This is a genomic window from Nocardioides sp. Z24_21 (genome assembly GCF_058134345.1).
Genome location: NZ_JBYTTH010000006.1, coordinates 90,607 through 111,868, shown reverse-complemented (window position 1 = coordinate 111,868; position 21,262 = coordinate 90,607). Strand labels below are relative to the sequence as shown.

General features: G+C 72.3%; 25 protein-coding genes. 13 read left to right on the top strand and 12 right to left on the bottom strand.

The features are described 5' to 3' along the window. Positions 1 to 126: 126 nt before the first annotated feature. From AC3X7Z_RS17895 to AC3X7Z_RS17885, 3 genes are read left to right on the top strand one after another with little or no spacing between them, the layout of a single operon-like run. Positions 127 to 843 carry a maleylpyruvate isomerase family mycothiol-dependent enzyme gene (locus AC3X7Z_RS17895; RefSeq protein WP_489976780.1) on the top strand — a complete coding sequence of 239 codons (717 nt, stop codon included), beginning with the start codon at positions 127 to 129 and terminating at the stop codon, positions 841 to 843. Continuing rightward, positions 837 to 1,526: an MBL fold metallo-hydrolase gene (locus AC3X7Z_RS17890; RefSeq protein WP_489976779.1), complete on the top strand. Its 690-nt coding sequence runs from the start codon at positions 837 to 839 to the stop codon at positions 1,524 to 1,526. Before AC3X7Z_RS17895 ends, AC3X7Z_RS17890 begins: the two co-directional genes overlap by 7 nt. A 34-nt stretch (positions 1,527 to 1,560) precedes the next feature. Beyond that, on the top strand, positions 1,561 to 2,241 hold the full coding sequence (locus AC3X7Z_RS17885) for a thioredoxin domain-containing protein (RefSeq protein ID WP_186342608.1): 681 nt from the start codon (positions 1,561 to 1,563) through the stop codon (positions 2,239 to 2,241). Between the two features lie 30 nt (positions 2,242 to 2,271). Here the strand turns inward: AC3X7Z_RS17885 and AC3X7Z_RS17880 are convergent, their stop codons facing one another. Then, positions 2,272 to 2,835: a cytochrome b gene (locus AC3X7Z_RS17880; protein ID WP_489976778.1), complete on the bottom strand. Its 564-nt coding sequence runs from the start codon at positions 2,833 to 2,835 to the stop codon at positions 2,272 to 2,274. 62 nt (positions 2,836 to 2,897) lie between these two features. Here AC3X7Z_RS17880 and AC3X7Z_RS17875 point away from each other — a divergent pair, with 62 nt between their 5' ends. Next, entirely contained in the window at positions 2,898 to 3,539 is a 642-nt protein-coding gene (locus AC3X7Z_RS17875; protein ID WP_186342610.1) for a sulfotransferase family 2 domain-containing protein, read from the top strand. Here the strand turns inward: AC3X7Z_RS17875 and AC3X7Z_RS17870 are convergent. Further along, complete coding sequence (locus AC3X7Z_RS17870) at positions 3,533 to 4,198, bottom strand: hypothetical protein (protein ID WP_489976777.1); 666 nt, start codon at positions 4,196 to 4,198, stop codon at positions 3,533 to 3,535. The genes AC3X7Z_RS17875 and AC3X7Z_RS17870 overlap by 7 nt on opposite strands. A gap of 91 nt (positions 4,199 to 4,289) precedes the next feature. Here AC3X7Z_RS17870 and AC3X7Z_RS17865 point away from each other — a divergent pair, with 91 nt between their 5' ends. From AC3X7Z_RS17865 to AC3X7Z_RS17850, 4 genes are all read left to right on the top strand, one after another. Continuing rightward, on the top strand, positions 4,290 to 4,934 hold the full coding sequence (locus AC3X7Z_RS17865; protein ID WP_489976776.1) for a sulfotransferase family 2 domain-containing protein: 645 nt from the start codon (positions 4,290 to 4,292) through the stop codon (positions 4,932 to 4,934). A gap of 128 nt (positions 4,935 to 5,062) precedes the next feature. Continuing rightward, the gene (locus tag AC3X7Z_RS17860; protein ID WP_489976775.1) at positions 5,063 to 5,593 is read left to right on the top strand and encodes a DinB family protein; all 531 of its coding nucleotides are present in this window, start codon (positions 5,063 to 5,065) and stop codon (positions 5,591 to 5,593) included. A 173-nt stretch (positions 5,594 to 5,766) separates the two neighbouring features. Next, complete coding sequence (locus AC3X7Z_RS17855) at positions 5,767 to 7,182, top strand: HNH endonuclease signature motif containing protein (RefSeq protein ID WP_489976774.1); 1,416 nt, start codon at positions 5,767 to 5,769, stop codon at positions 7,180 to 7,182. A gap of 201 nt (positions 7,183 to 7,383) precedes the next feature. Next, positions 7,384 to 7,806 carry a GNAT family N-acetyltransferase gene (locus tag AC3X7Z_RS17850; RefSeq protein ID WP_186341191.1) on the top strand — a complete coding sequence of 141 codons (423 nt, stop codon included), beginning with the start codon at positions 7,384 to 7,386 and terminating at the stop codon, positions 7,804 to 7,806. A gap of 27 nt (positions 7,807 to 7,833) precedes the next feature. On the opposite strand, the gene AC3X7Z_RS17845 is transcribed toward AC3X7Z_RS17850, so the two are convergent. Next, positions 7,834 to 8,727, bottom strand: coding sequence for an aminoglycoside phosphotransferase family protein (locus AC3X7Z_RS17845; RefSeq protein ID WP_206054371.1), 894 nt, complete (start codon positions 8,725 to 8,727; stop codon positions 7,834 to 7,836). Between the two features lie 112 nt (positions 8,728 to 8,839). Between AC3X7Z_RS17845 and AC3X7Z_RS17840 the strand changes: the two genes are divergently transcribed. Then, positions 8,840 to 9,445, top strand: coding sequence for a DUF6518 family protein (locus tag AC3X7Z_RS17840; RefSeq protein WP_489976773.1), 606 nt, complete (start codon positions 8,840 to 8,842; stop codon positions 9,443 to 9,445). A gap of 58 nt (positions 9,446 to 9,503) precedes the next feature. Then, positions 9,504 to 10,802: an alpha/beta hydrolase fold domain-containing protein gene (locus tag AC3X7Z_RS17835; RefSeq protein WP_489976772.1), complete on the top strand. Its 1,299-nt coding sequence runs from the start codon at positions 9,504 to 9,506 to the stop codon at positions 10,800 to 10,802. Here AC3X7Z_RS17835 and AC3X7Z_RS17830 read toward each other — a convergent pair. After that, positions 10,799 to 11,143 (bottom strand): VOC family protein, encoded by a 345-nt coding sequence (locus AC3X7Z_RS17830; RefSeq protein WP_186341188.1) that lies wholly within the window; start codon positions 11,141 to 11,143, stop codon positions 10,799 to 10,801. The genes AC3X7Z_RS17835 and AC3X7Z_RS17830 overlap by 4 nt on opposite strands. A gap of 83 nt (positions 11,144 to 11,226) precedes the next feature. Between AC3X7Z_RS17830 and AC3X7Z_RS17825 the strand changes: the two genes are divergently transcribed. Next, complete coding sequence (locus AC3X7Z_RS17825; protein WP_241005108.1) at positions 11,227 to 11,892, top strand: class I SAM-dependent methyltransferase; 666 nt, start codon at positions 11,227 to 11,229, stop codon at positions 11,890 to 11,892. On the opposite strand, the gene AC3X7Z_RS17820 is transcribed toward AC3X7Z_RS17825, so the two are convergent. The 6 genes from AC3X7Z_RS17820 to AC3X7Z_RS17795 are packed head-to-tail and all read right to left on the bottom strand — an operon-like array spanning position 11,851 to position 17,084. Continuing rightward, positions 11,851 to 12,972: a prenyltransferase gene (locus AC3X7Z_RS17820; protein WP_186341187.1), complete on the bottom strand. Its 1,122-nt coding sequence runs from the start codon at positions 12,970 to 12,972 to the stop codon at positions 11,851 to 11,853. The two genes, AC3X7Z_RS17825 and AC3X7Z_RS17820, sit on opposite strands and share 42 nt — an antisense overlap. Beyond that, the gene (locus AC3X7Z_RS17815; protein ID WP_186341186.1) at positions 12,969 to 13,712 is read right to left on the bottom strand and encodes a class I SAM-dependent methyltransferase; all 744 of its coding nucleotides are present in this window, start codon (positions 13,710 to 13,712) and stop codon (positions 12,969 to 12,971) included. The genes AC3X7Z_RS17820 and AC3X7Z_RS17815 overlap by 4 nt, the downstream gene beginning before the upstream one ends. Further along, positions 13,699 to 14,982: a glycosyltransferase family 4 protein gene (locus AC3X7Z_RS17810; RefSeq protein WP_186341185.1), complete on the bottom strand. Its 1,284-nt coding sequence runs from the start codon at positions 14,980 to 14,982 to the stop codon at positions 13,699 to 13,701. Before AC3X7Z_RS17810 ends, AC3X7Z_RS17815 begins: the two co-directional genes overlap by 14 nt. A 39-nt stretch (positions 14,983 to 15,021) precedes the next feature. Then, positions 15,022 to 15,993, bottom strand: coding sequence for an NAD(P)/FAD-dependent oxidoreductase (locus AC3X7Z_RS17805; RefSeq protein WP_241005109.1), 972 nt, complete (start codon positions 15,991 to 15,993; stop codon positions 15,022 to 15,024). Positions 15,994 to 16,040: 47 nt separating this feature from the next. Then, positions 16,041 to 16,583, bottom strand: coding sequence for a hypothetical protein (locus AC3X7Z_RS17800; protein ID WP_186341183.1), 543 nt, complete (start codon positions 16,581 to 16,583; stop codon positions 16,041 to 16,043). A 6-nt stretch (positions 16,584 to 16,589) separates the two neighbouring features. Beyond that, the gene (locus AC3X7Z_RS17795; RefSeq protein ID WP_489976771.1) at positions 16,590 to 17,084 is read right to left on the bottom strand and encodes an Rv1363c family protein; all 495 of its coding nucleotides are present in this window, start codon (positions 17,082 to 17,084) and stop codon (positions 16,590 to 16,592) included. Between the two features lie 64 nt (positions 17,085 to 17,148). Between AC3X7Z_RS17795 and AC3X7Z_RS17790 the strand changes: the two genes are divergently transcribed. Further along, positions 17,149 to 17,808, top strand: a complete 660-nt coding sequence (locus tag AC3X7Z_RS17790) for an ion channel (RefSeq protein WP_489976770.1) — start codon at positions 17,149 to 17,151, stop codon at positions 17,806 to 17,808. A 4-nt stretch (positions 17,809 to 17,812) separates the two neighbouring features. Here the strand turns inward: AC3X7Z_RS17790 and AC3X7Z_RS17785 are convergent, their stop codons facing one another. Next, entirely contained in the window at positions 17,813 to 18,376 is a 564-nt protein-coding gene (locus tag AC3X7Z_RS17785) for a hemerythrin domain-containing protein (protein WP_186341181.1), read from the bottom strand. A gap of 96 nt (positions 18,377 to 18,472) precedes the next feature. On the opposite strand from AC3X7Z_RS17785, the gene AC3X7Z_RS17780 reads away from it, so the two are divergent. After that, positions 18,473 to 18,976 carry a DUF1707 SHOCT-like domain-containing protein gene (locus AC3X7Z_RS17780; protein ID WP_489976769.1) on the top strand — a complete coding sequence of 168 codons (504 nt, stop codon included), beginning with the start codon at positions 18,473 to 18,475 and terminating at the stop codon, positions 18,974 to 18,976. A gap of 146 nt (positions 18,977 to 19,122) precedes the next feature. Here the strand turns inward: AC3X7Z_RS17780 and uvrB are convergent, their stop codons facing one another. Further along, positions 19,123 to 21,252 carry an excinuclease ABC subunit UvrB gene (gene uvrB, locus AC3X7Z_RS17775; RefSeq protein WP_489976768.1) on the bottom strand — a complete coding sequence of 710 codons (2,130 nt, stop codon included), beginning with the start codon at positions 21,250 to 21,252 and terminating at the stop codon, positions 19,123 to 19,125. Positions 21,253 to 21,262: the final 10 nt, after the last annotated feature.

Below are 21,262 nucleotides of genomic sequence, written 5' to 3'. Positions count from 1 at the left end.
GTCCCGGAGGCGCGCCGCGATCAAGTCGACGCACCGATCCACCCTCTCACGCAGCACCGACAGCGCCCCATCGTCCACCCGGCAGGGTGGACCGCACGGAGGCGCCGGTGGTGGCACGATGGTCGGGTGATCGACCTCCCGAGACCAGGCCCGGACACCGTCGCCCGAGCCGATCGAGCGCTCGGCCGCACGGTCGAGGCGCTCGCTGGTGCCCAGTATGCGGAGGCCTCCCAACTGCCGGGCTGGACCCGCAGCCACGTGCTCGCGCACCTCGCGCTCAACGCCGAGGGTCTCGCCGGCGTCCTGCACGGAGCCCGCACCGGACGACCCCAGCCGATGTACGCCTCGCCGCAGGCGCGCGACGCCGACATCGACGACCTCGCGTCGACCGGGCCGGAGGAGCTGCGCGAGCGCCTCGCGGCGTCGACGGCCCGCTTCGGCGAGGCGCTCACCGCGATGCGGCCCGACGACTGGGACGGCCGGTTCGAGCGCACTCCGGGCGGACCTGGCTTCGCGCTGCGCAACGCGGTGCTGATGCGGCTGCGCGAGGTGGAGATCCACCACGCCGACCTCGGCACCGGCTACACGGCCGACGACTGGCCCGAGGACTTCCGCGCGATGCTGCTGGAGTCGATGACCAAGCGCGCCTATCCTCAGCCGTTCGCCGTCCGGCCCACCGACCTCGGGCACACCTGGCGCTACGGTTCGCCCGGCGAGGCCGCCGACCAGGTGCCCGTGGTCAGTGGCACGTCGGGTGCCCTCGGCTGGTGGCTCACCGGCCGTGGCTCCGGCGAGGGCCTCACATCCGATTCCGACGAGCTACCGAAGGTTGATCCATGGTGAACGAGTCCTACACCGGCGAGGTGTCCCCCGGCGGCGAGCCGGGCGTGCGCCCGCTCGGGTGCCTGACCCTGACGAAGGTGGCCGTCGACCCGGAGATGTCCAACAACTGCTACCTGCTGCACTGCACCGAGACCGACGAGCTGGTGCTCGTCGACGCGGCGGCGGAGCCGGAGCGGCTGCTGGAGCTCATCGGTGACCGGTCCCTGACCGCGATCGTCACGACCCACCAGCACTGGGACCACCACCGGGCGCTGGCCGCGGTGAAGGCGGCCCACCCGGGCGCGACGGTGGTCGCCGGCGCCCCCGACGCCGACGCGATCGAGGAGCAGACCGGCGTCACCGTGGAGCGCCGGGTCGGCGAGGGCGACACGGTCGCCGTGGGCACGTGCGACCTGGTGGTCGTTCCGGTCGCCGGCCACACGCCGGGCTCGATCTGCCTGCTCCTCGACGACGAGGCCGTCTCCCCCAGCCCGCAGCTGTTCACCGGCGACTCGCTCTTCCCCGGCGGCGTGGGCTCGACCTTCGGCGACGCCGAGGCGTTCGCCCAGCTGATCGGCGAGGTGGAGACCAAGCTGTTCGACCGGCTCCCCGACGACACCTGGTTCTACCCCGGCCACGGCAACGACGGCCGGCTGGGCGACGAGCGCCCCCACCTCGCTGAGTGGCGCGAACGCGGCTGGTGAGGCCCTGCTCCGACCTCCGTGGCACTGTGGAGGCATGAGCACGCGAGAGCTGACCCTGGCCGACTTCGAGCAGACCGTGAGCGGTGAGGGCATCGTCCTCGTCGACTTCTGGGCCGCCTGGTGCGGACCGTGCCGGCAGTTCGCCCCCGTCTACGAGAAGGCGTCGGAGGACAACCCCGACATCGTCTTCGGCAAGGTCGACACCGAGGCCGAGCAGCAGCTGGCGCAGATGGCCGCGATCACCTCGATCCCGACCCTGATGCTGTTCCGCGACGGGATCCTGCTCTTCAACCAGGCCGGCGCGCTGCCGCCGCAGGCCCTCGCCGGGGTGATCGAGCAGGCCCGCGGCCTCGACATGGACGCCGTACGCCAGGAGGTCGCCGCCGCGCAGGAGGCCGCCGCCGACGGACCGCAGGACGAGGTGGGTCTCGACGAGTTCGCCGCCGCCCACAGCCAGGGGGCGTTCGTCCTCGACGTCCGCGAGGACGACGAGTACGCCGGCGGTCACGTGCCCGGGGCCACGCACACCGCGATGAACGACGTCCCCGCCCACGTCGCCGAGCTGCCGCGCGACCGGCCCGTCTTCGTGATCTGCCAGTCCGGCGGCCGGAGCCGCCAGGTGGTCGACCACCTGCGAGCCCAGGGCGTCCCGGCGATCAACGTGGCGGGCGGCACCGGCGGCTGGGCGCAGCGCGGCTGGCCGCTCGAGCGCTGACGCGCCCGCTCGGGGGTGCGGGCGCCGGGCTCAGAGCATCCGGCGCAGGATCACCGGGCGCAGGTTGGTGGACAGGTGCGCCGCCAGGGCGGTGAAGAACGCCACATGCGCCCCGATGTGGAGGGGCAGCCAGGCGTCGTCTCCGGTGCCGACGAGCAACAGCCCGCTCAGCGGCACGAGGACCAGCAGCACCAGGAGGGCGCGCTCGGTCCAGTGGACCAGGCGCCGCTGGCGCGTGGAGAGGTGGTCCGACCACGGCGGGAGACCGGCCACCCGTCGCCACAGCGGGCGTACGACACCGAGCAGCAGGACGGTCATCCCGAGGCCGAGGTGCAGCTCCGCCAGGTCGAGCCCGCCGCCGAGCAGGTCGTAGTCGTCGGCGCGCGCCTCGCACGCCTCCTCGAGCCGGTCGAACCGCTCCTCCTCCGCGTCGGTGGTGTCGCCGCCGCTGCGGTCCTCCCCCGGCGGGTCGCAGTCGCCGTCGAGGTCGAGGGCGTAGCCGACGGCGAACTGCGCCGCCACGGCCAGCACCGTCAGCCAGTGCAGCACCTTCTGGGAGGCCCGGTAGCCGCGCGCCGGTGCGGTCGTCGTCACGTCGCGATGCTAGGTGCTCGGCGGCGCGTGGGAGCCCTGCCGCGGTGGGATAGCCTCGCCGCGTGCTGATCAGCGACTCGCGCAAGGTGCTCTTCGTCCACGTCCCCAAGACGGGCGGCGTGTCGGTCGAGGAGACCGTCAAGGAGGCCTGCCCCGACGCCCGCAAGGCGCGCGTCCCCATCGGCCGCCACGCGACGCTCGGCAAGATCATCAAGCACGAGCCGCAGGTGATCGACTACTGGACGTTCGGCTTCGTGCGCAACCCGTGGGCGCGGATGGTCTCGTGGTACTCGATGATCTCCGCCTGGGACCGTCGGCACGGCCCCCGCAGCGGCAAGCCGCAGGACGTCAAGCACCACTCGATGCGCGACGGCAACGACATGTGGCGGGCCGCGGCCGCGTACTCCGGCTTCGACGAGTTCGTGATGCGCGGCACCGAGGAGCTGCCCCGCGTCGGCACGCCGCAGATCAAGTACCTCCGCGCCCCCAAGCACGGGCGCGAGGTCGACTTCATCGGCCGCACCGAGAACTTCGTGCAGGACCTCCAGCGCGTGCAGGTGCAGCTCGGCCTCGAGCCGACGACGCCGCCGCACAAGAACAAGTCCAAGCACGGCACCTACCACGACTACTACACCGACGAGACGCGTCAGCGGGTCGCCGAGGTCTACGCCGAGGACATCGAGCTCTTCGGCTACACCTACTGATCTCGCTGCTGGCCCAGCGACTCCAGGCGGGTGCCGCGGGCGCCCGACCACACGCCGGTGTCGGCCAGGCGCCGCCACACCTCGTACTCCGGGGCGAAGTGGGCCACCAGCGCCTCGCGGGTGGCGAACCCGAGCGCGCCGTGCTCGGCGGACGAGGCGTTGCGCCGCTCGAACTCCAGCGGTCGGCCGATCCGCTCGGCGAACCACGACGTCCAGACGTCGGGACGCTCGACCGCGAGCACGTGGTCGACCGCGACGCTGCCCTGGGCGTGGATGAACCGCGCAGGGCGGCCCTTCGGCACGGGCGCCTCGTCGTCGCCGGCGAGGTAGTGGAGCGCGAACTCCTCGAAGGTCATCTCGGCCGTCGACTGCCGGCTGTCCTCGCGGGCCCGGTAGCGCCACCACGACTCCAGCCAGGCGACCGGCTCGCGGAACATGGTGACCAGGTCGTAGGACTCGCGCGGGTGCCCCTGCGCGGCGAGCTCGTGCGCCTTGGTGTGGACGAAGCCGCGGGCCGGGAGGTGCTTGCGGCCCGGCGGCGAGCCGACGACCTCGGTGGCGTACGGCGACAGCGTCCGCTCGAGCGACGTGCTCGCGGTCTTGGGCAGGGCGAGGAGCACGAAGTCCCGGCCCGGCCCGAGCTCGAGGAACGTCATCACGCGTCGATCATCGCGCATCCCGAAGCGCCGCGGCCGGGTGGCCCGGATGCAGGCGCGGGCTGCCACAGGTGCGTCGGCTAGCCTCGCGCCCGTGCTGATCTCCGACACCAGGCGCGCCCTGTTCGTGCACGTGCCGAAGACCGGCGGGGTGTCGGTCGGGGTCGTGTTCGAGCGCTGCTGTCCCGACGCCCGGAGCAAGACGCCCGGCGTACGCCCGCCACTCGGCCGGCACGCGCCGTACGCGCGGATCCTCCGCGCCGAGCCGCAGACGGCCGACTACTGGTCGTTCGCGTTCGTGCGCAACCCGTGGGCGCGGATGGTCTCGTGGTGGTCGATGATCCAGGACTGGGGCCGCGAGTGGGGTCCGTCGAGCGGTCGGCCGCAGGGGCCCGACGCGACCCGGATGCGCGGCAACGACATGTGGCGCGCGGCCGCGGCCTACTCCGGCTTCGACGAGTTCGTGCTGCGGGGCACCGCCGAGCTGCCCCGCGTCGGCCGGCCGCAGGTCGACTACCTGCGCGCGCCCGGCCGCGAGGTCGACTTCGTGGGTCGCACCGAGTCCTTCGCCGACGACCTCGCCGAGGTCGAGCGGCGCCTCGGCGGCGAGCCGGTGCACGTGCCGCACCGCAACAAGTCCCCGCACGGCAGCTACCGCGACTACTACACCGACGCGACCCGGGCGAAGGTCGCCGAGGTCTACGCCCCCGACCTCGAGGCGTTCGGCTACACGTTCTGACACCTCTCCGCGCTCCGCGCTCAGGCGACGGACCCGCGCGTTCGCTGCGGCGTCCTGGGTTCACCGACGGCGAGTGCGGGCGCGACAAATGGCATGCCACGTCTCGCTCGGACAGTACGGTCGCACCCATGACGATCGAGCGCCCCGATCCGCCCCTGGCCGCCGACGAGGCCGACATGCTGGTGGCCTACCTCGACTACCACCGAGACACCCTCCGGATGAAGGTCGACGGCCTGACCGCCGACCAGCTGCGACGGACCCATCCGCCGTCGACGCTCACACTGGGTGGACTGCTCAAGCACGTGGCCCTCAACGAGGCGCACTGGTTCGGCTTCGTGCTGCACGGGCGGCCGCTGGGACAGCCGTGGGACTCCGCGGACTGGGATGCCGACCCCGACTGGGAGCTGCGCTCGGCGAGGGACGACAGTCCCGAGGAGCTGCGTCGACTCATGGATGACGCAGTCGCCCAGGCGCGTCGTGACATCGATGACGCCCTCCGGCTGGGCGGGCTCGGCCAGCCGGCCGTGACCCCGAGCCGTCATGAGGGCGGGCAGTTCACCCTGCGCTGGATCATGCTGCACATGCTCGAGGAGTACGCCCGGCACAACGGACACGCCGATCTCATCCGCGAGTCGATCGACGGTGCCACCGGCGAGTGACCGCGCCCGGCAGCGTCACGCTTGTGGGCATCGGTTCCGGGGGGTCGCCGTAGGAGCTGTGCTGGAGCTCTTCGCGGAGCGGGCTGTCGTGGGCCGGTGGACACGGTCGGGCGCGCCTCAGCGCCTGTGGAGACGTAGAGCGGCTGTCGGTGGTTCGCCGTAGAATCGAACACATGATCGAGACGCTGACGGGACCGGAGGTGGGCGGGGTCGTGGACCTCACCGCCGGTGGCCTGCTCGCGCTCGCGCGGGAGCGCAAGGCTGCCGAGGAGCGCGCCGCGGCCGATCTGCTCGAGGTGGCTGCGCGGTGGGCCGACCTGCACCCGCCGGAGTCGATCCACCACGCAGCGTCCTTCACCGTGCCCGGCTGCGAGCACGAGGAGCCCATCGCGGGCGAGGGCACGCCGCAGGTCGCGGAGTTCTGCGTGGCCGAGCTCGGGGGCGTGCTCGGGATCTCGACGGTGTCGGCGAAGCGGCTCATCGGCCACGCTTTGGAGCTGCGCCACCGGCTGCCGCGGTTGTGGGCGCAGGTCCACGCCGGCAGGGTGCCGGCGTGGCGGGCGCGGGCGGGCGCGGAGGTCACGATCCACGCGGCACCGTCGCTGAGCATCGAGGCGGCGGCGTTCGTGGACGCGCAGGTGGCCGCCGTCGCCGGACGCATCGGGCCGGCCCAGCTCGACCGGCTGGTCGCGGAGACGATCAAGCGCTTCGACCTCGCCGTCCCCGACCCGGCCTCCGATCCGGAGGACGCCTACCTCGACGTCGACCCCCGTCACGCGACGCTGCATGACCAGCACGTGCACTTCGCCGGCACGATGCGGTTCGAGGCCGAGCTCGACCTCGCCGACGCCCTCGACCTCGACCGCGCGCTCGCGCACGGCGCTGCGACGCTGGCCGCGCTCGGCTCACTCGAGCCGCTCGACGCGCGACGGGCCGCAGCCCTCGGTGACCTCGCCCGCACCCAGACCGCCCTCGACCTCCACCACCAAGGCACGGCGGCGGCGCGGACCGATGACGGCCTGCCGGTCGCGCGGGAGGTCGTGCTCCACGCTCACCTCGACGCCACGATCTGCGACACCACCGTGTTCGGTCCGACCGGCCGGCTGGAGGAGGGCCAGCGGCTCGTCCTGCTCGACCAGGTCAAGGACTGGTGCGCCGACTCGCGCACGAAGGTCACGATCAAGCCGGTCATCGACCTCAACATCCAGCTCCACACCGACACGTACGCGATCTCCGACAAGCTCCGCGAGCAAGTCGTCCTGCGGGACCGCACCTGCGTGTTCCCGTGGTGCACCCGCCCCGCCCGCGGCTGCGACATCGACCACGTCACCGAGTTCGACCACGACGCCGCCGCGGACGGGAGACCGCAGCCCGGGCCGACGGCTACGCAGAATCTCGCCGCCCTGTGCCGGTCGCACCACCGGCTCAAGACCCACACCGCCTGGCGCTACGCGACGGTCGGGCCGGGCGCATTCGAGTGGACCAGCCCCCACGGCCACCGCTACCGCCGCGACCCCACCGGCACCACCCGGATCGACGAGGCAGCGACGGCCGCACCGCCGGGCATCCCACACCCCCGCCGACCATGACCCCGCCCCACACCCCGCCACCCACCCGGTAGCGGGGCCACCGGCACGTCTCGGTGCGAGCGAGCGGCGCCCTGCCGTCCTCGCCGGAGGGGACCCGCGGCTCCAGTTGCGCTCGAGGAGGCCACGCACGCCCCTCCCCCGGCGACGCCCCCTGCCCGACAACCACGGCGCGAGTCCCCCGCGCGCCGCTACGCTCCGGCCATGCGAGACGCACAGATCCTGATCGGCAAGGAGGACCCGGCCCTCGACCAGCGACTCAACGACGAGCTGGACCGCTACAACGCTGCCGCGACCGCGGACGTTGCTCCCGCCGTCGAGCTCACCGTCAAGGTGGAGCAGGACGGCGAGCTGATGGCGGGGGTCTCGGGCTGGACCTGGGGACAGGCCGCCGGGATCGGTCTGACGTGGGTGCACGAGGACCAGCGGGGAACCGGTGTCGGCGCCAGGGCGCTGGCGGCGTTCGAGCACGAGGCCGTCGAGCGAGGCTGCACGCACGTCTTCGTCACGTCGTTCACCTTCCAGGCTCCGGCGTTCTACCAGCGGCTCGGCTACGAGGAGATCTTCCGCTGGGAGTCGGTGCCGACGCCCGGCAGGGACGACGTGCACCTGCGCAAGCAGCTCTGAGGCGCCGCGACCGAGGCCGGGCCCGGCTCACCCGTCGAGCGAGGCGATGAGCCGCCGCACGGTCTGCAGCGCGCCGCGCGAGGTCTCGGGGGCGGTGTCGCGGTAGTAGGTCCAGGCGCTGATGGCGGGGGCGAGCGCGAAGCCACGGGCACGGCGGTAGGCGGCCTCGTCGAGCCCGACGCTCTCGCGGTAGAGCCCGGCGGCCGACGACGGGACGTAGCCCCACATCGCGTTGAGCTCGATCGCGGGGTCACCGCGCCCGGCGGCGCCCCAGTCGATCACCGCGACCAGGCGGCCGTCGCGCACCAGCAGGTTGCCGTCGTGCAGGTCGGCGTGGAACCAGCACGGCTCGCCGTCGTGCGCCGGCGCCGCCAGCGCGTCCTCCCAGACGGCGAGCACCGCGTCGCGGGAGACCGCACCGGCGTCGGCCCGGGCGGTCCACTCCCGCACCCAGGCGTCGAGGGCTGCCAGCGGGGCACCGCGTCCCTCGGTCTTGACCGGGGCGTCCATGCCCGGGACGGCGCGACAGGCTCGCACGAACGTGCCGAGCTCGACCGCCCACCGCTCCGGGTCGTAGGTGGCCTCCGTCGGCGTCGTGCCCTCGATCCATGGCACGACGGTCCACGGCCACGGGAAGCCCTCACCCGGCTCCCCCAGCGCGACGGGCGCCGGGATCGCCACCGGCAGGTGCGGCGCCAGTCGCGGCAGCCACGTGTGCTCGAACGCCACCGTCGCGGCCGGTCCGGGGATCCGGGGCATCCGGACGAGCAGGTCCTCGCCGAGGCGGAAGAGCTGGTTGTCGGTGCCGACGGGCGGCAGCCGCCGCACCGGCAGCCCGGACCACTGCGGTAGCTGCTCGGCGACGAGTCGCCGTACGGTCTCGTCGTCGGCCACGTGCTCATCGGCGTGCATCCCCGTCATCGGTGACGAACGTAGTGCGCGAGCTCGTCCTCCGGTACCGACTTTCGGTACCCAGGTGCCGGGGTCGCCCGGATCGGTGGAGCGGGCGCCCCGCCCCGTCGAGGATGGAGCCATGAACCCCATGGCCCGATGGCCCCTGTCCGCACTCGTCGTCGTGGCCGGCAGCCTGGTGCTGGGCGGGCTGACGTCGTGGGCGCAAGGCTTCCTGCCCGACGCGTTGTCGTCGTTCGCCAACTCGCCGTCCGGCTGGACGGTGCTGACCGCGTCGATGATCGTCGCGGTCCGACCGACCGTGGCCGCGGGCGCGGTGCTCGGGGTGGTGTCCTTCGTCAGCCTCGTCCTGGGCTACACGGTCGCCTCCGAGCTGCGCGGGCTCGCCTACGACCCGCTGTTCTGGAGCCTGGTGGGTGTGGTCGCCGGCCCGTTCGTCGGCGCCGCCGCGGCCGCGGTCGTCGGAGGCCACGCCGTCCGTGCGGCGCTCGGCGCCGGCGCGCTGGCGGGTGTGCTGGTCGCCGACGCGATCTACGGGCTGACGGTCGTCGGCGACACGACCAGCCCGGTCTACTGGCTGCTCTGCCTGGCCCTCGGCGTCGTCCTGCTCGGCGTGGTGGTCGTGCGGCTGCGCAGCCGGGTGGCGCTCACGACGCTCGCCGGCACCGCCGTCGCAGCCACCGGCGTGCTGGGCGCCGGCTACGCCGTGCTCAACGGGCTCGCCTGACGCAGGGTTCGGTCGGCTCGCCGGACAGGGAGTGGTACCGACGAGTAACGTATGGCACGTGAGCTTCCTGACCCGCCAGGCCGTGATCGCCGCTCTCACCGCGAACGCCCTCCGCCCGCCGCGCGGCCGACGTGCCGGGCTGCCCGCGTTCGTCGCCGGGTGGCTCTTCGGCGAGACCGCACCGCAGATGCTGGCCCTCACCGCGCTCGACGCGGCGAGCCACCTCACCAAGAGCCGTCGCGGCACGATCCGCGCCAAGGCAGGGCTCGCGCTCGCCGGGGCCAGCGCGCTCGGCCTGGCCCACGTGATCCGGCAGAGCCAACGCGCCGAGGACCGCTTCGAGGATGCCCTGGTCGACGGGCTCGGCGTCGACTACGTCGAGCAGCTCGACGAGGCTCCCGACCCGGCCGACCTCGCGACCCCCTGGCGACGGCTCGCGCGGCCCTTCGACTTCCGCGACGACGCCGTCCGGGTGATCAGCGACCTGCCCTACTCCGAGGCCGGCAGGCGCGGCCACCTCGACATCTACCTGCCGGCGGACCAGGACGCGATCACGGACGCCCCCGTGCTCCTGCAGGTGCACGGCGGCGCCTGGACGCTGGGCGCCAAGGAGCACCAGGGACGCCCCCTGATGAACCGGATGGCCGCCAAGGGCTGGGTCTGCGTCGCGATCAACTACCGCCTCGCCCCCCGCGACGCGTGGCCCGCCCACATCGTCGACGTCAAGCGCGCCATCTCCTGGGTCAGGGACAACATCGCCGACTACGGCGGCGACCCCGACTACCTCGTGGTCACGGGCGGCTCCGCGGGCGGCCACCTCGCCGCACTCGCAGCGCTGACGCCCGGCGACCCGGCGTTCCAGCCCGGGTTCGAGGACGCCGACACCTCGGTGCAGGCGGCGGTCCCGTTCTACGGCGTCTACGACTTCGCCGGCTCCACCGGCCTGGCCAACGCGATCGGCATGCGCGACGCCTTCCTCGGCCCGCGCGTGGTCCAGACGACGTGGCAGGACGCGCCCGACGTCTACGAGGCGGCCTCACCGATCCTCCGCATCACGCCCGACGCCCCCGACTTCTTCGTCATCCACGGCGAGCTCGACTCGCTGGTCGCCGTCGACCAGGCCCGCCTGTTCGTCGCCGAGCTGCGGCGCACCTCCAAGAAGTCGGTGGTCTACGCCGAGCTGCCGGGCGCCCAGCACGCCTTCGACATGTTCCACTCGATCCGCAGCGCGCACGCCGTGCGGGCCGTCGACCGCTACCTGACCTGGCACTGGAACACCTGGCGCCACGGCCTCGCGGCGGACAGCGGCGTCGAGCCCGACGAGATGCGCCAGGACGTGGACGCCGACGCAGGCTAGCCGTCCGCCTGGGTGATGAAGCCGACCTGGTTGCCGGCCGGGTCGGTCAGCAGGGCCAGGGACGTGCCGCCGCCCACCTCGGTCACCGGGCGTACGACGGTCCCGCCGGCGGCCTCCACCTCGGCCACCTTGGCGGCGAGGTCGTCGGTGCTCCAGTAGACGACGGGTCCGGTCATCCCGTCCCGCTCGCCCTGCGGGTTGAGCCCGATCTCCTGCCCGTCGAGGTTGAACCCGACGTAGTAGGGCGTCTCGGTGTGCGGCTCGGTCCCCCACGCCGTGCGGTAGAACGCCGTGGCGGGCGCGAGGTCGGCGGCGGGGATGACGATGGTGTGGTTGCTCATGGCTGCTCCCGTGTGTGGTGGTTGCTCTCACCCTCCTGACGGCCCCGCGGCCGCCGACGTGACACGCACTAGTCTCTCCACCCGTGCCGTCCTCCGACCCGCTCCCGCCCGACCTGCTCGAGCACGCCCGCGCGGCGAAGGGCTTCATGCCCGACGACGAGGGCGCGCTGCTGCACCGGTGGGCACGGGAGCGGCTGCCGCACGGCCCCGCCCTCGAGGTCGGCACCTACTGCGGGAAGTCCGCGGTCTGGCTCGGCGGCGCGGCACGGGAGGTCGGCGGCACCGTCCTCACCGTCGACCACCACCGCGGCTCGGAGGAGAACCAAGCCGGCTGGGAGCACCACGACGACAGCCTCGTCGACCACGACCTCGGGCTGATGGACACGCTGCCCACCTTCCGCCGCACGATCGCCGCGGCCGGGCTGGAGGAGCAGGTGGTGGCCGTCGTGGGTCGCTCCGAGACGGTCGGCAGGTGGTGGCGCACCCCGCTGTCGCTGCTCTTCATCGACGGCGGCCACGGCGTCGAGCCGGCCCGCACCGACTTCCGCACCTGGCCGCGCTGGGTCGAGGCGGGCGGGGTGCTCGTGATCCACGACGTCTTCCCCGACCCCGCCGACGGCGGCCGGCCGCCCTACGAGGACATCTACCTGCCCGCGATCGCCAGCGGCGCCTTCACCGAGGTCGACGCGGTCGGCTCGATGCGGGTGCTACGTCGTACGGCGGGCGACGCCGGCGACCCGCTCGGCTGAGTCCTCGCCGGGCCGACAGCCGCACTCCAGGCCGACCTCGGCGAAGTCGGGCGCGAGCGTGGTGCCGCGCATGATGTCGGCGCCGGGCGTCCAGTCGCCCAGCGCATCGGCCGCCAGCACGACGGCCGCGGCGGTGTAGGTGGTGTGCTCGACCGGCCAGTTGACGTCGTCGGGGAACACGTAGCCGGTCCAGTAGGACCCGTCGTCGGTGCGCAGGTGCTGCATCGCCGCGAGCAGCTCGAGCGCGCGCTCCCGGTCGCCGAGGGCCTCCAGGGCCAGCACCAGCTCACACGTCTCGGCGCCGGTCACCCACGGGTTCTCCGAGACGCACCGGATGCCCAGCCCCGGCTCGACGAAGGTGTCCCACCGCTCGGCGAGGAGGGTGTGCGCCGCGGGCCCGCGGACCGCACCGCCGAGGACCGGGTAGTACCAGTCCATCGAGAAGTCGGACTTGTCGAGGAACAGGTCGCGGTGCTCGCGGAGGGCGTGGCCGAGCCGGCCGCCGGCGAGCTCCCACTCGACCTGCGGCTCCCCCACCAGCCCGGCGAGCGCCACCCCCGCGCGCAGCGAGTGGTAGATGCTCGACGAGCCGGCGAGCAGCGCCTGCTCGTTGACCGGACCGGGACGGTCGTCGCGCCACTCCTGCGACCACGCGATCCCGCCGAACGGCAGCTGCAGGCCCACCACGAAGTCGAGCGCACGGCGCACCGTCGGCCAGGTCCGGCGCACGAGCTCCTCGTCGCGGGCGACCAGCCAGTGGTGCCACGTCGCGACGGCGAGGTAGGCCGACATGTTGGACTCGCCGGAGTGGTCCTCGACCTCGCCACCGACGATCTTCATCGGCCACGACCCGTCCGCGCGCTGCGTGTCCCGCACCCAGGCCAGGGCCCGCTCGGCCTCCTCGCGCCGGCCGCCGACCATCAGGGCCATCGCCGCCTCGAGGTGGTTCCACACGTCGGTGTGCTCCCCCGCCGTCCACGGGATGGCACCCGACGGCTCCTGGGTCGCCGCGATCGTCGCCGCGGTCTGCTCGACCTGGGCGCGGGTGAGGATCTCCTCGACCCCCAGGGCTCGGCTCATGCGGGCTTGCGGAAGTAGAGCACCATGCTCTTCCCGATGAGCGGGTCGAGCACCTTGCCGGCGTACTGGAGCGCCTTGGGGTTCTTCATGATCTCCCACACCAGGAGCCGGTGGTAGGCCTTGGCGAGGGGGTGGTCGTCGTTGGTCACGCCGACGGCGCACTTGATCCACCAGTAGGGCGTGTGCAGCCCGTGGGCGTGGTCCTTGCCGAGGAAGACCATCGCGTCGCCGGGCGTGCCGTCGTTGGACCGGCCGGCCTTGGTGACCTTGTCGACGAGCTCCTCGGCGGTGTAGATCCGGACGTGCCCGCCCTCGGCGTTGTGGTAGTCGTCGGAGAGCTTCCAGTTGACGAGCTCGGGCAGCCACCGGGGCACGGAGATGGCCAGCGTGCCACCCGGGCGCAGCACCCGGACGAGCTCCTTGATGGCGTCGACGTCGGCGTGGATGTGCTCGAGCACCTCGGCGGCCACGACGCGGTCGAACTCACCGTCGGCGAAGGGCAGCGCGAGCGCATCGCCCTCCTTGACGTCCGCCTCGGCGGCCGCGGGCACCTCACCGGCCGCGCGCATCGCGGTGAACCACTCGCGCACAGTGGCCAGCTCGTCGGCGTCCTGGTCGAAGGCGATCACGTCCGCGCCGCGCCGGTACATCTCGAACGCGTGCCGACCGGCACCGCAGCCCATGTCGAGCACGCGGTCGCCCGGGCGCAGCCCGAGCCGGTCGAAGTCAACGGTCAGCACGGATGCTCTCCTCCTGGTCCTGCTCGGGCAGGCCTCGCTCACGCCGGAAGTCGGCGATGGTCTCCTCGTAGGCGGCGGCGGTGGCCTCGGCCACGGCACGCCAGCTGAACAGCTCCTCGACCCGGGCCCGGCCGGCCGTGCCCATGGCCGTACGCCGCTCGGGGTCGTCGAGCAGCGCGGCGAGCGCCTGCTCGAGCTCGCCGACGTCGCCGGGGGTCACCAGGTCGGCGCACTCGCCGTCGGGCCCGACGACCTCCGGGATCGCGCCGGCGCGCGAGACCACCAGCGGGGTCGCGCACGCCATCAGCTCGGCCGTCGGCAGCGAGAACCCCTCGTAGAGCGAGGGCACGCACGCCACCTCGGCGGAGCCCATGACCTCCACGAGCTCGGCGTCGCTGACGCCGTTGACGAACTGCACCTTGTCGGCGATGCCGAGCTGGTCGATGAGCTGCTCGGTGCGCCCGCCCGGCTCGGGACGGGTCACCAGCACCAGGGACACGTCGCGCTCGACCGCGAGCTTGGCGAACGCCTCGAGGAGGGTCGCGATGCCCTTCATCGGTGCGTCGGCGCTGGCCATGGCGAGGATGCGGCCCGGCACCCGCGGGGCGGTCGGCGGGGCGAAGACGTCGTCGACGCCCAGCAGGATCGTCCGCATGCGGTCCGGGTCGACGCCGAAGTCGCGCGCGACGTCGCGCCGCGAGGACTCCGAGGGCGTGAGGATCGTGCGGTAGCGCTTGGCGACGCGGGCCTGCATCCGCAGGAAGCCGTACCAGCGGCGCAGCGTGAGCCGCTTGCGCCAGGTGGGCGCGGTCTGGAGGTCGATCTGCCGGTCCATGGTGATCGGGTGGTGGATCGTCGCGATCACGGGGAGCCCGTAGGACTCCAGCGCCATGATGCCGGTGCCGAGCACCTGGTTGTCGTGGGCGATGTCGAAGTCGCCGGCGCGCTCCTTCATCAGCCGGGCGATGCGCGAGCTGAACGTCTTCGGCTCGGGGAACCCGGCCGTGCACATCGTGAGGAACTCCTCGACGTCGATGCGGTCGCGGAACTCACTCGGCCGCGGCACCCGGAACGGGTCGGGCTCGCGGTAGAGGTCGAGGCTCGGCACCTTCGTGAGCCCGACACCCTCGTCGAGGTCGGGGTAGGGCTGGCCGGAGAACACCTCCACCTCGTGGCCGAGGCGGACGAGCTCGCGGCTCAGGTGTCGGATGTAGACGCCCTGCCCTCCGCAGTGGGGCTTGCTCCGGTAGGACAGCATGGCGATGCGCACCGGGCCATTATGCCTACCGACAAGTAGCAGCCCGCGCCCTCACCCCTCGCTGGAGTGGCCGGGGAACACGTGGGCGGCCGGGTCGAGGACGACGGCGGCGTTGTTGACGGCCGTCGCGGCCTCTCCGAACCCGACCGCGATGAGCCGGACCTTGCCGGGATAGTCGGTGATGTCGCCGGCGGCGAAGACGCGCGGCAGGTTGGTGCGCATGGACGAGTCGACCACCACGTGGCGCTTGTTGGTCTCCAGCCCCCACTGCTGGATCGCGCCCAGGTCGGCGATGAAGCCGAGGGCCGCGACCAGCGCCTGCGCCGGACGTACGTGGGGGTCCTGGCCGTCGACCGTGATCACGACCTCCTCGAGGTGGGCCGCACCCCGCAGCTCGGTGACCTGCGCGTTGGTGACGATCTCCACGCTGGAGTCCCGGACGGCGGCGACCGTGCGCTCGTGCGCCCGGAACGCGTCGCGGCGGTGGACCAGGGTGACCGACGCGGCGATGGGCTCGAGGTGCTGCGCCCAGTCGAACGCACTGTCGCCTCCCCCGACCACGACCACGTCCTTGCCGGCGTAGGGGGCGAAGCTGGGCACGAAGAACTCCATGCCTCGGCCCACCCAGCCGTCGCCGGCAGGCAGCGGTCGCGGGCTGAACTTGCCGATGCCGGAGGTGATGAGCACGGCGCCGGCAGTGACGCGGGTGCCGTCGTCGAGCGTGACGACGACCTGGTCCTCGCCGTGGTCGAGCGTGATGGCCGTGCGGTCGAGCAGGTAGGTCGGGTCGGCGGTGGCGGCCTGCGTCACCAGCCCCTCGACGAGGTCGCGACCCTTCACGCTCGGGAAGCCCGCGACGTCGAGGATGGCCTTCTCGGGATACATCGCGGTGATCTGGCCGCCGAGCTCGGGCAGCGAGTCGACCACCGCGACGCTCATCCCGCGGAACCCGGCGTAGTAGGCCGAGAACAGGCCGGTCGGGCCGGCTCCGATGATCAGCAGGTCGGTCGTCACGTCGTCCACGTCGCGGATCCTTCCTTCGGGGCGTCCCGGCCACAAGGGCCGGTCCATCACAGGGCGTCGAGCTCGTCGACCCGCCACTCCCCGCCCGTGCGGCGCAGCGTCACCAGCACCCGGTCGAGGTCGAGCGTCGGCGGGTCGAGCCCGCGGCCCGAGGTGTGCTGGTTGACGAAGACGAGCACGCGGGCGTACGACGCGGAGGCGGACACCAGCGCCGTGTCGACGACCTCGGCGCGCACCACCGTGCGGTCGCGGCGGCTCGCGGTCGCGACGCCGGCCATCGTGCGGTCGTAGCGGTCCTGCATCGCGCTCGTCATCAGGGCGCGGGCGTCGGCCTTGTCCGCCGCGAGGGTCTCCCAGGAGTAGCTGTAGGCCGCGGCGGCAGCCTCGCCGGCACGCTCGCGCACCGCGTCCTTGACCGCGGCCGACACGAGCGTCGCCGCGGAGGAGTCGGCGGTCGCGACCGTCGGGGCCGGATCGTCGCCGGCCTCGGTCACGGCCCAGGCCAGCGCGCCGGCGGCCAGGCAGACCAGTGCGCCCAGCACCACCAGCCAGCGCCGCGCGATCGGGGTCGGGACGGGAGTCGGGGTCACGGGTCGTCACCTCACGAACTGCAGGTCGCTGGTCAGCCAGCGCCCGCCCTCGTGCACGAGCCGCAGGCGCAGCCGGTAGTAGCGGACCTGACCCTCGCCGTCGGTGCCCGTGTTGGTGACGGTGCTGTTGGCCGCGACCAGGACCGTCGCGGCGTCGCCGGACTGGTCGCCCACCCCGAGCGAGACGACCTCGGGCGTCGAGACGGCCTCCGTGCGGACCGCCTCGCTGGTGAGCGTGTCGCGCTGCGAGGCGTACTGCTCGGCGAAGTCGCCGGTGGCACCGTCGAGCACCGCCTCGACGAGCGGGTCCATGTCGCGGTGGTCGACGGTGAGGAACGCCATCGCCTCGGCGCGCGCCGCCGCGGCGACGCCCTGGTGGGCGGCCGTCAGCTCGGCGTCGACCTCGTCCTGCGAGGTGACGACCAGGCCGATGGCGACCAGCAGGGCGACGAGCACGACGGCGAGGCCACCGGCCGTCCATCGCCCCGCTCGCACTCCCACGGGGCGAACCTAGCCCAGCCGAGCCTCCGGGCGCCGCAGCGTCGCGTCCCTAGACTGCATCCTCGTGAGCAGACCTCTCCCGCAGGTGACGGCGCACCCGTCCGCGATGCTGCTCGCCGCCCAGCTGCTGCAGGTGCTCGCGTGGCCCTTCCTGGGCGGCTCGCGACTGGGCGGGGGCTTCCTCGGCGTCATCGCGATGCTCGCGGTCGGCTCGGCGGTGCTCGCGGTCCGGCGTACGCCCAACGTGAGCCGGGTCGTGTTCTTCCTGGGCGCCCCGACGATCGTCTTCACCCTGCTCGAGGCGGTCTTCCCCGACACCGACGCGATCCTGCTGATCTCGGGGATGCTGCACGCGCCGTTCTACTTCTACGTCTCCTACGCGATGCTGCGCTACCTGTTCCACGACGACGAGGTCACCACCGACGAGTACTACGCGACCGGCGCCGCGTTCACCGTCGTGGCGTGGGGCTTCGCCTACGTCTTCTCGGTCGTGCAGATCGTGTGGCCCAACTCGTTCACCAACGCGTCCGGCTTCGAGCACACGTGGTTCGAGCTGCTCTACCTGTCGTTCTCGACGCTCACCAGCGTCGGCCTGTCCGACATCGTCGCCGTCGGCGAGCAGGCCCGCTCGGTGGTCATGGTGGAGATGATGGTCGGGGTCTTCTACGTCGCGATGGTCGTGGCCCGGATGGTCGGGCTCACGATGATGCGCCACCGCCGCTGAGGACTCACTCCTCGTCGTCGTCCTCGTCGTCGTCGAGGAGACCCTCGCGCTCGGCAGCCGCCACGATGCGGCGCACGTTGTCGAGGGAGCCGCAGTCGGCGTCGAGCTGGGCGTTGCGCTCGGTGGCGAAGGCCGTGCCGAGCTCGACGCGGATCCTCTCGCTGACCTCCTCACGCGCCGGGTTGAGGATCGTGAGCTCCTCCTCGGTGAGGTGGTGGTTGAGCGCCGCGGCCAGCTCCTCCACGGCGTCGTCGAAGGCTTGCGTGTCGGTGCCCTTGAGCTCGAGGACCTTCAGCATCGCCTCGTGGCCCTCGGCGTGCTCCTCCTCGCCGTGCTCGGCCTCGTGCTCGGTGATCGCGTTCTTGCGCTCCAGCTTGGGGTAGACGTGCTTCTCCTCGGCCTCGGCGTGGGCGACGTGCAGCGCCGAGAGCGCCTTGCGCACGGCGTCACGGTCGGAGGAGCTGTCGCGCAGCTGCCGGAGGAGGGTCTCGAAGCGGCGGTGGTCCTCGAGGATCAGGTCGATGACGTCGCCGGAGACGGGGCGTCCGAGGTCGATGGGGGTGCTCATGGAGCGGAGGCTAGCCATGCCTCAGGCGCGCGACCTCACCCCTCCGGGTCCGGACGACGTCCTCGTCCGTCGGCGCGCGTGCCTACGATGGGCGTCGTGCCAGGCATCGAGGTGTGGAGCCAGTTCGACCACGATCCGCGCAGCTCCGCCAACGCGGCGATGCGCGCGTCGGACCGCGACCGCGCGGTGATCGAGACCGTGCTCGCCGATGCCTTCGCCGAGGGCCGGCTCACCCGCGCGGAGTACGACGAGCGCGCCGACGCGCTGCTCGCCAGCCGCACGCTGGGCGATCTGGTGCCGCTCGTGGCCGATCTGCCCACCGCCGCGCCCGCCCCGCGCTCGTCGATCCCCGAGCAGGCGACGAGGGCCTACCTCGCCGAGCGGCGCCAGGCCGTGTGGGGCTTCCTGTCGGCCTCGCTGATCTGCTGGGTGATCTGGTTCGCCACCGGCCAGGAGTTCCCGTGGCCGCTGTTCGTGATGCTCGGCACCGGGCTCAACGCCGGGCGCGTGGTCTGGCAGAAGGACGACATCATCGAGTCCGAGACCCAGCGGCTGGAGAAGAAGCAGCGCAAGGAGCTCAGGAAGTGGGAGGAGGGCTGAGCTCCCTCGTCGAGGACCCACCGAGCTCGTTCCTCGCTCGGGGCCCTCTCCTCACTTCGTCGCCGGCGCGCTCGCTTCGCTCGCACGCTGCTCCTCGCTCGTCGGGCGCGCCACAGGCCTCGTTCCTCGGCCCGCGCGCGCCCTCCTCACTTCGTCGCCTCCATCATCTGGCGGAGCTCCTTCTTGAGGTCGGAGATCTCGTCGCGCAGCCGCGCCGCCACCTCGAACTGCAGCTCGGCGGCCGCGTGCCTCATCTGGCCGGTCAGCTCCTGGATGAGCTCGGCGAGGTCGCTGCTCGGGATGCCGGCGGTGTCGGGCGCCTCGTTGTGGATCCTCGACAGGGCGGGCGTGGGCGACTTGCCGGCCTTGACCCCTCCGGCGCGGCCCTTCTGGCCGACGTCGGCCCAGGTCTTGAGCAGCTCCTGGGTGGTCTCGTCCTCGCGGGCGAGCATCTCGGTGATGTCGGCGATCTTCTTGCGCAGCGGCTGGGGGTCGATCCCGCGCTCGGTGTTGTAGGCGACCTGGATCGCGCGACGACGGTTGGTCTCGCTGATCGCGTTCTCCATCGAGGGCGTGATCTTGTCGGCGTACATGTGGACCTGGCCGGACACGTTGCGAGCCGCGCGACCGATGGTCTGGATCAGCGACTTGTCGGAGCGCAGGAACCCCTCCTTGTCGGCGTCGAGGATCGCGACCAGCGACACCTCCGGCAGGTCGAGGCCCTCGCGCAGCAGGTTGATGCCGACGAGCACGTCGTACTCACCCATCCGGAGCTCACGCAGCAGCTCGATGCGGCGCAGGGTGTCGACCTCGGAGTGGAGGTAGCGGGTGCGGATGCCGGCGTCGAGGAGGTAGTCGGTGAGGTCCTCGGACATCTTCTTGGTGAGCGTGGTGACGAGGACGCGCTCGCCCTTGTCGGCGCGCTCGCGGATCTCGTGGATGAGGTCGTCGATCTGGCCCTTGGTGGGCTTGACCACGACCTCGGGATCGATGAGGCCGGTGGGCCGGATGATCTGCTGGACGGTGTTGTCGACGCCGCCGACGCGGTCGAGCTCGTAGTTGCCCGGGGTGGCCGAGAGGTAGATGGTCTGGCCGATCCGGTCGACGAACTCCTCCCACTTGAGCGGGCGGTTGTCCATCGCGCTCGGCAGCCGGAACCCGTGGTCGACGAGGTTGCGCTTGCGGGACATGTCGCCCTCGTACATGCCGCCGACCTGCGGCACCGCGACGTGGGACTCGTCGATGACGAGGACGAAGTCCTCGGGGAAGTAGTCGAGGAGCGTGTTGGGGGCGCTGCCCGGAGCGCGGCCGTCCATGTGCATCGAGTAGTTCTCGATGCCCGAGCACGAGCCGACCTGGCGCATCATCTCCACGTCGTAGGTCGTGCGCATCCGCAGCCGCTGCGCCTCGAGCAGCTTGCCCTGCTTCTCGAACGCCGCGAGCTGGTCGTCGAGCTCGAGCTCGATGCCCCGGATCGCCCGCTCCATCCGCTCGGGACCGGCGACGTAGTGGGTGGCGGGGAAGACGTGGAGCTCGGTGTCGTCGGAGATCACCTCGCCGGTGATCGGGTGGAGCGTCATCAGCCGCTCGACCTCGTCGCCGAAGAACTCCACGCGGATGGCGAGCTCCTCGTAGACCGGGAAGATCTCGAGCGTGTCGCCCCGCACCCGGAACGTGCCGCGGGTGAACGACATGTCGTTGCGGGTGTACTGGATCTCCACGAGCCGGCGCAGCACCGAGTCGCGGTCGTGCTCCTCGCCGACCTTGAGCCGCAGCATCCGGTCGACGTACTCCTGGGGGGTGCCGAGGCCGTAGATGCACGACACCGTGGAGACCACGATCGTGTCGCGGCGGGTGAGCAGGCTGTTGGTCGCGCTGTGGCGCAGCCGCTCGACCTCCTCGTTGATCGAGGAGTCCTTCTCGATGTAGGTGTCGGTCTGGGGGACGTAGGCCTCGGGCTGGTAGTAGTCGTAGTAGGAGACGAAGTACTCCACCGCGTTGTGGGGGAAGAGCTGGCGCAGCTCGTTGGCGAACTGCGCGGCCAGCGTCTTGTTGGGCTGGAGCACCAGGACCGGCCGCTGGAGCTGCTCGGTGACCCAGGCGACGGTGGCCGTCTTGCCGGTGCCGGTCGCGCCGAGGAGCACGACGTCCTTCTCGCCGCCCTGGATGCGGCCGACGATCTCCTTGATCGCGGCCGGCTGGTCGCCCGAGGGCTCGTAGTCGGACACCACCTTGAAGGGGGCCACCCGGCGCTGCAGATCGGTGACTGGACGCATGACTCGAGCG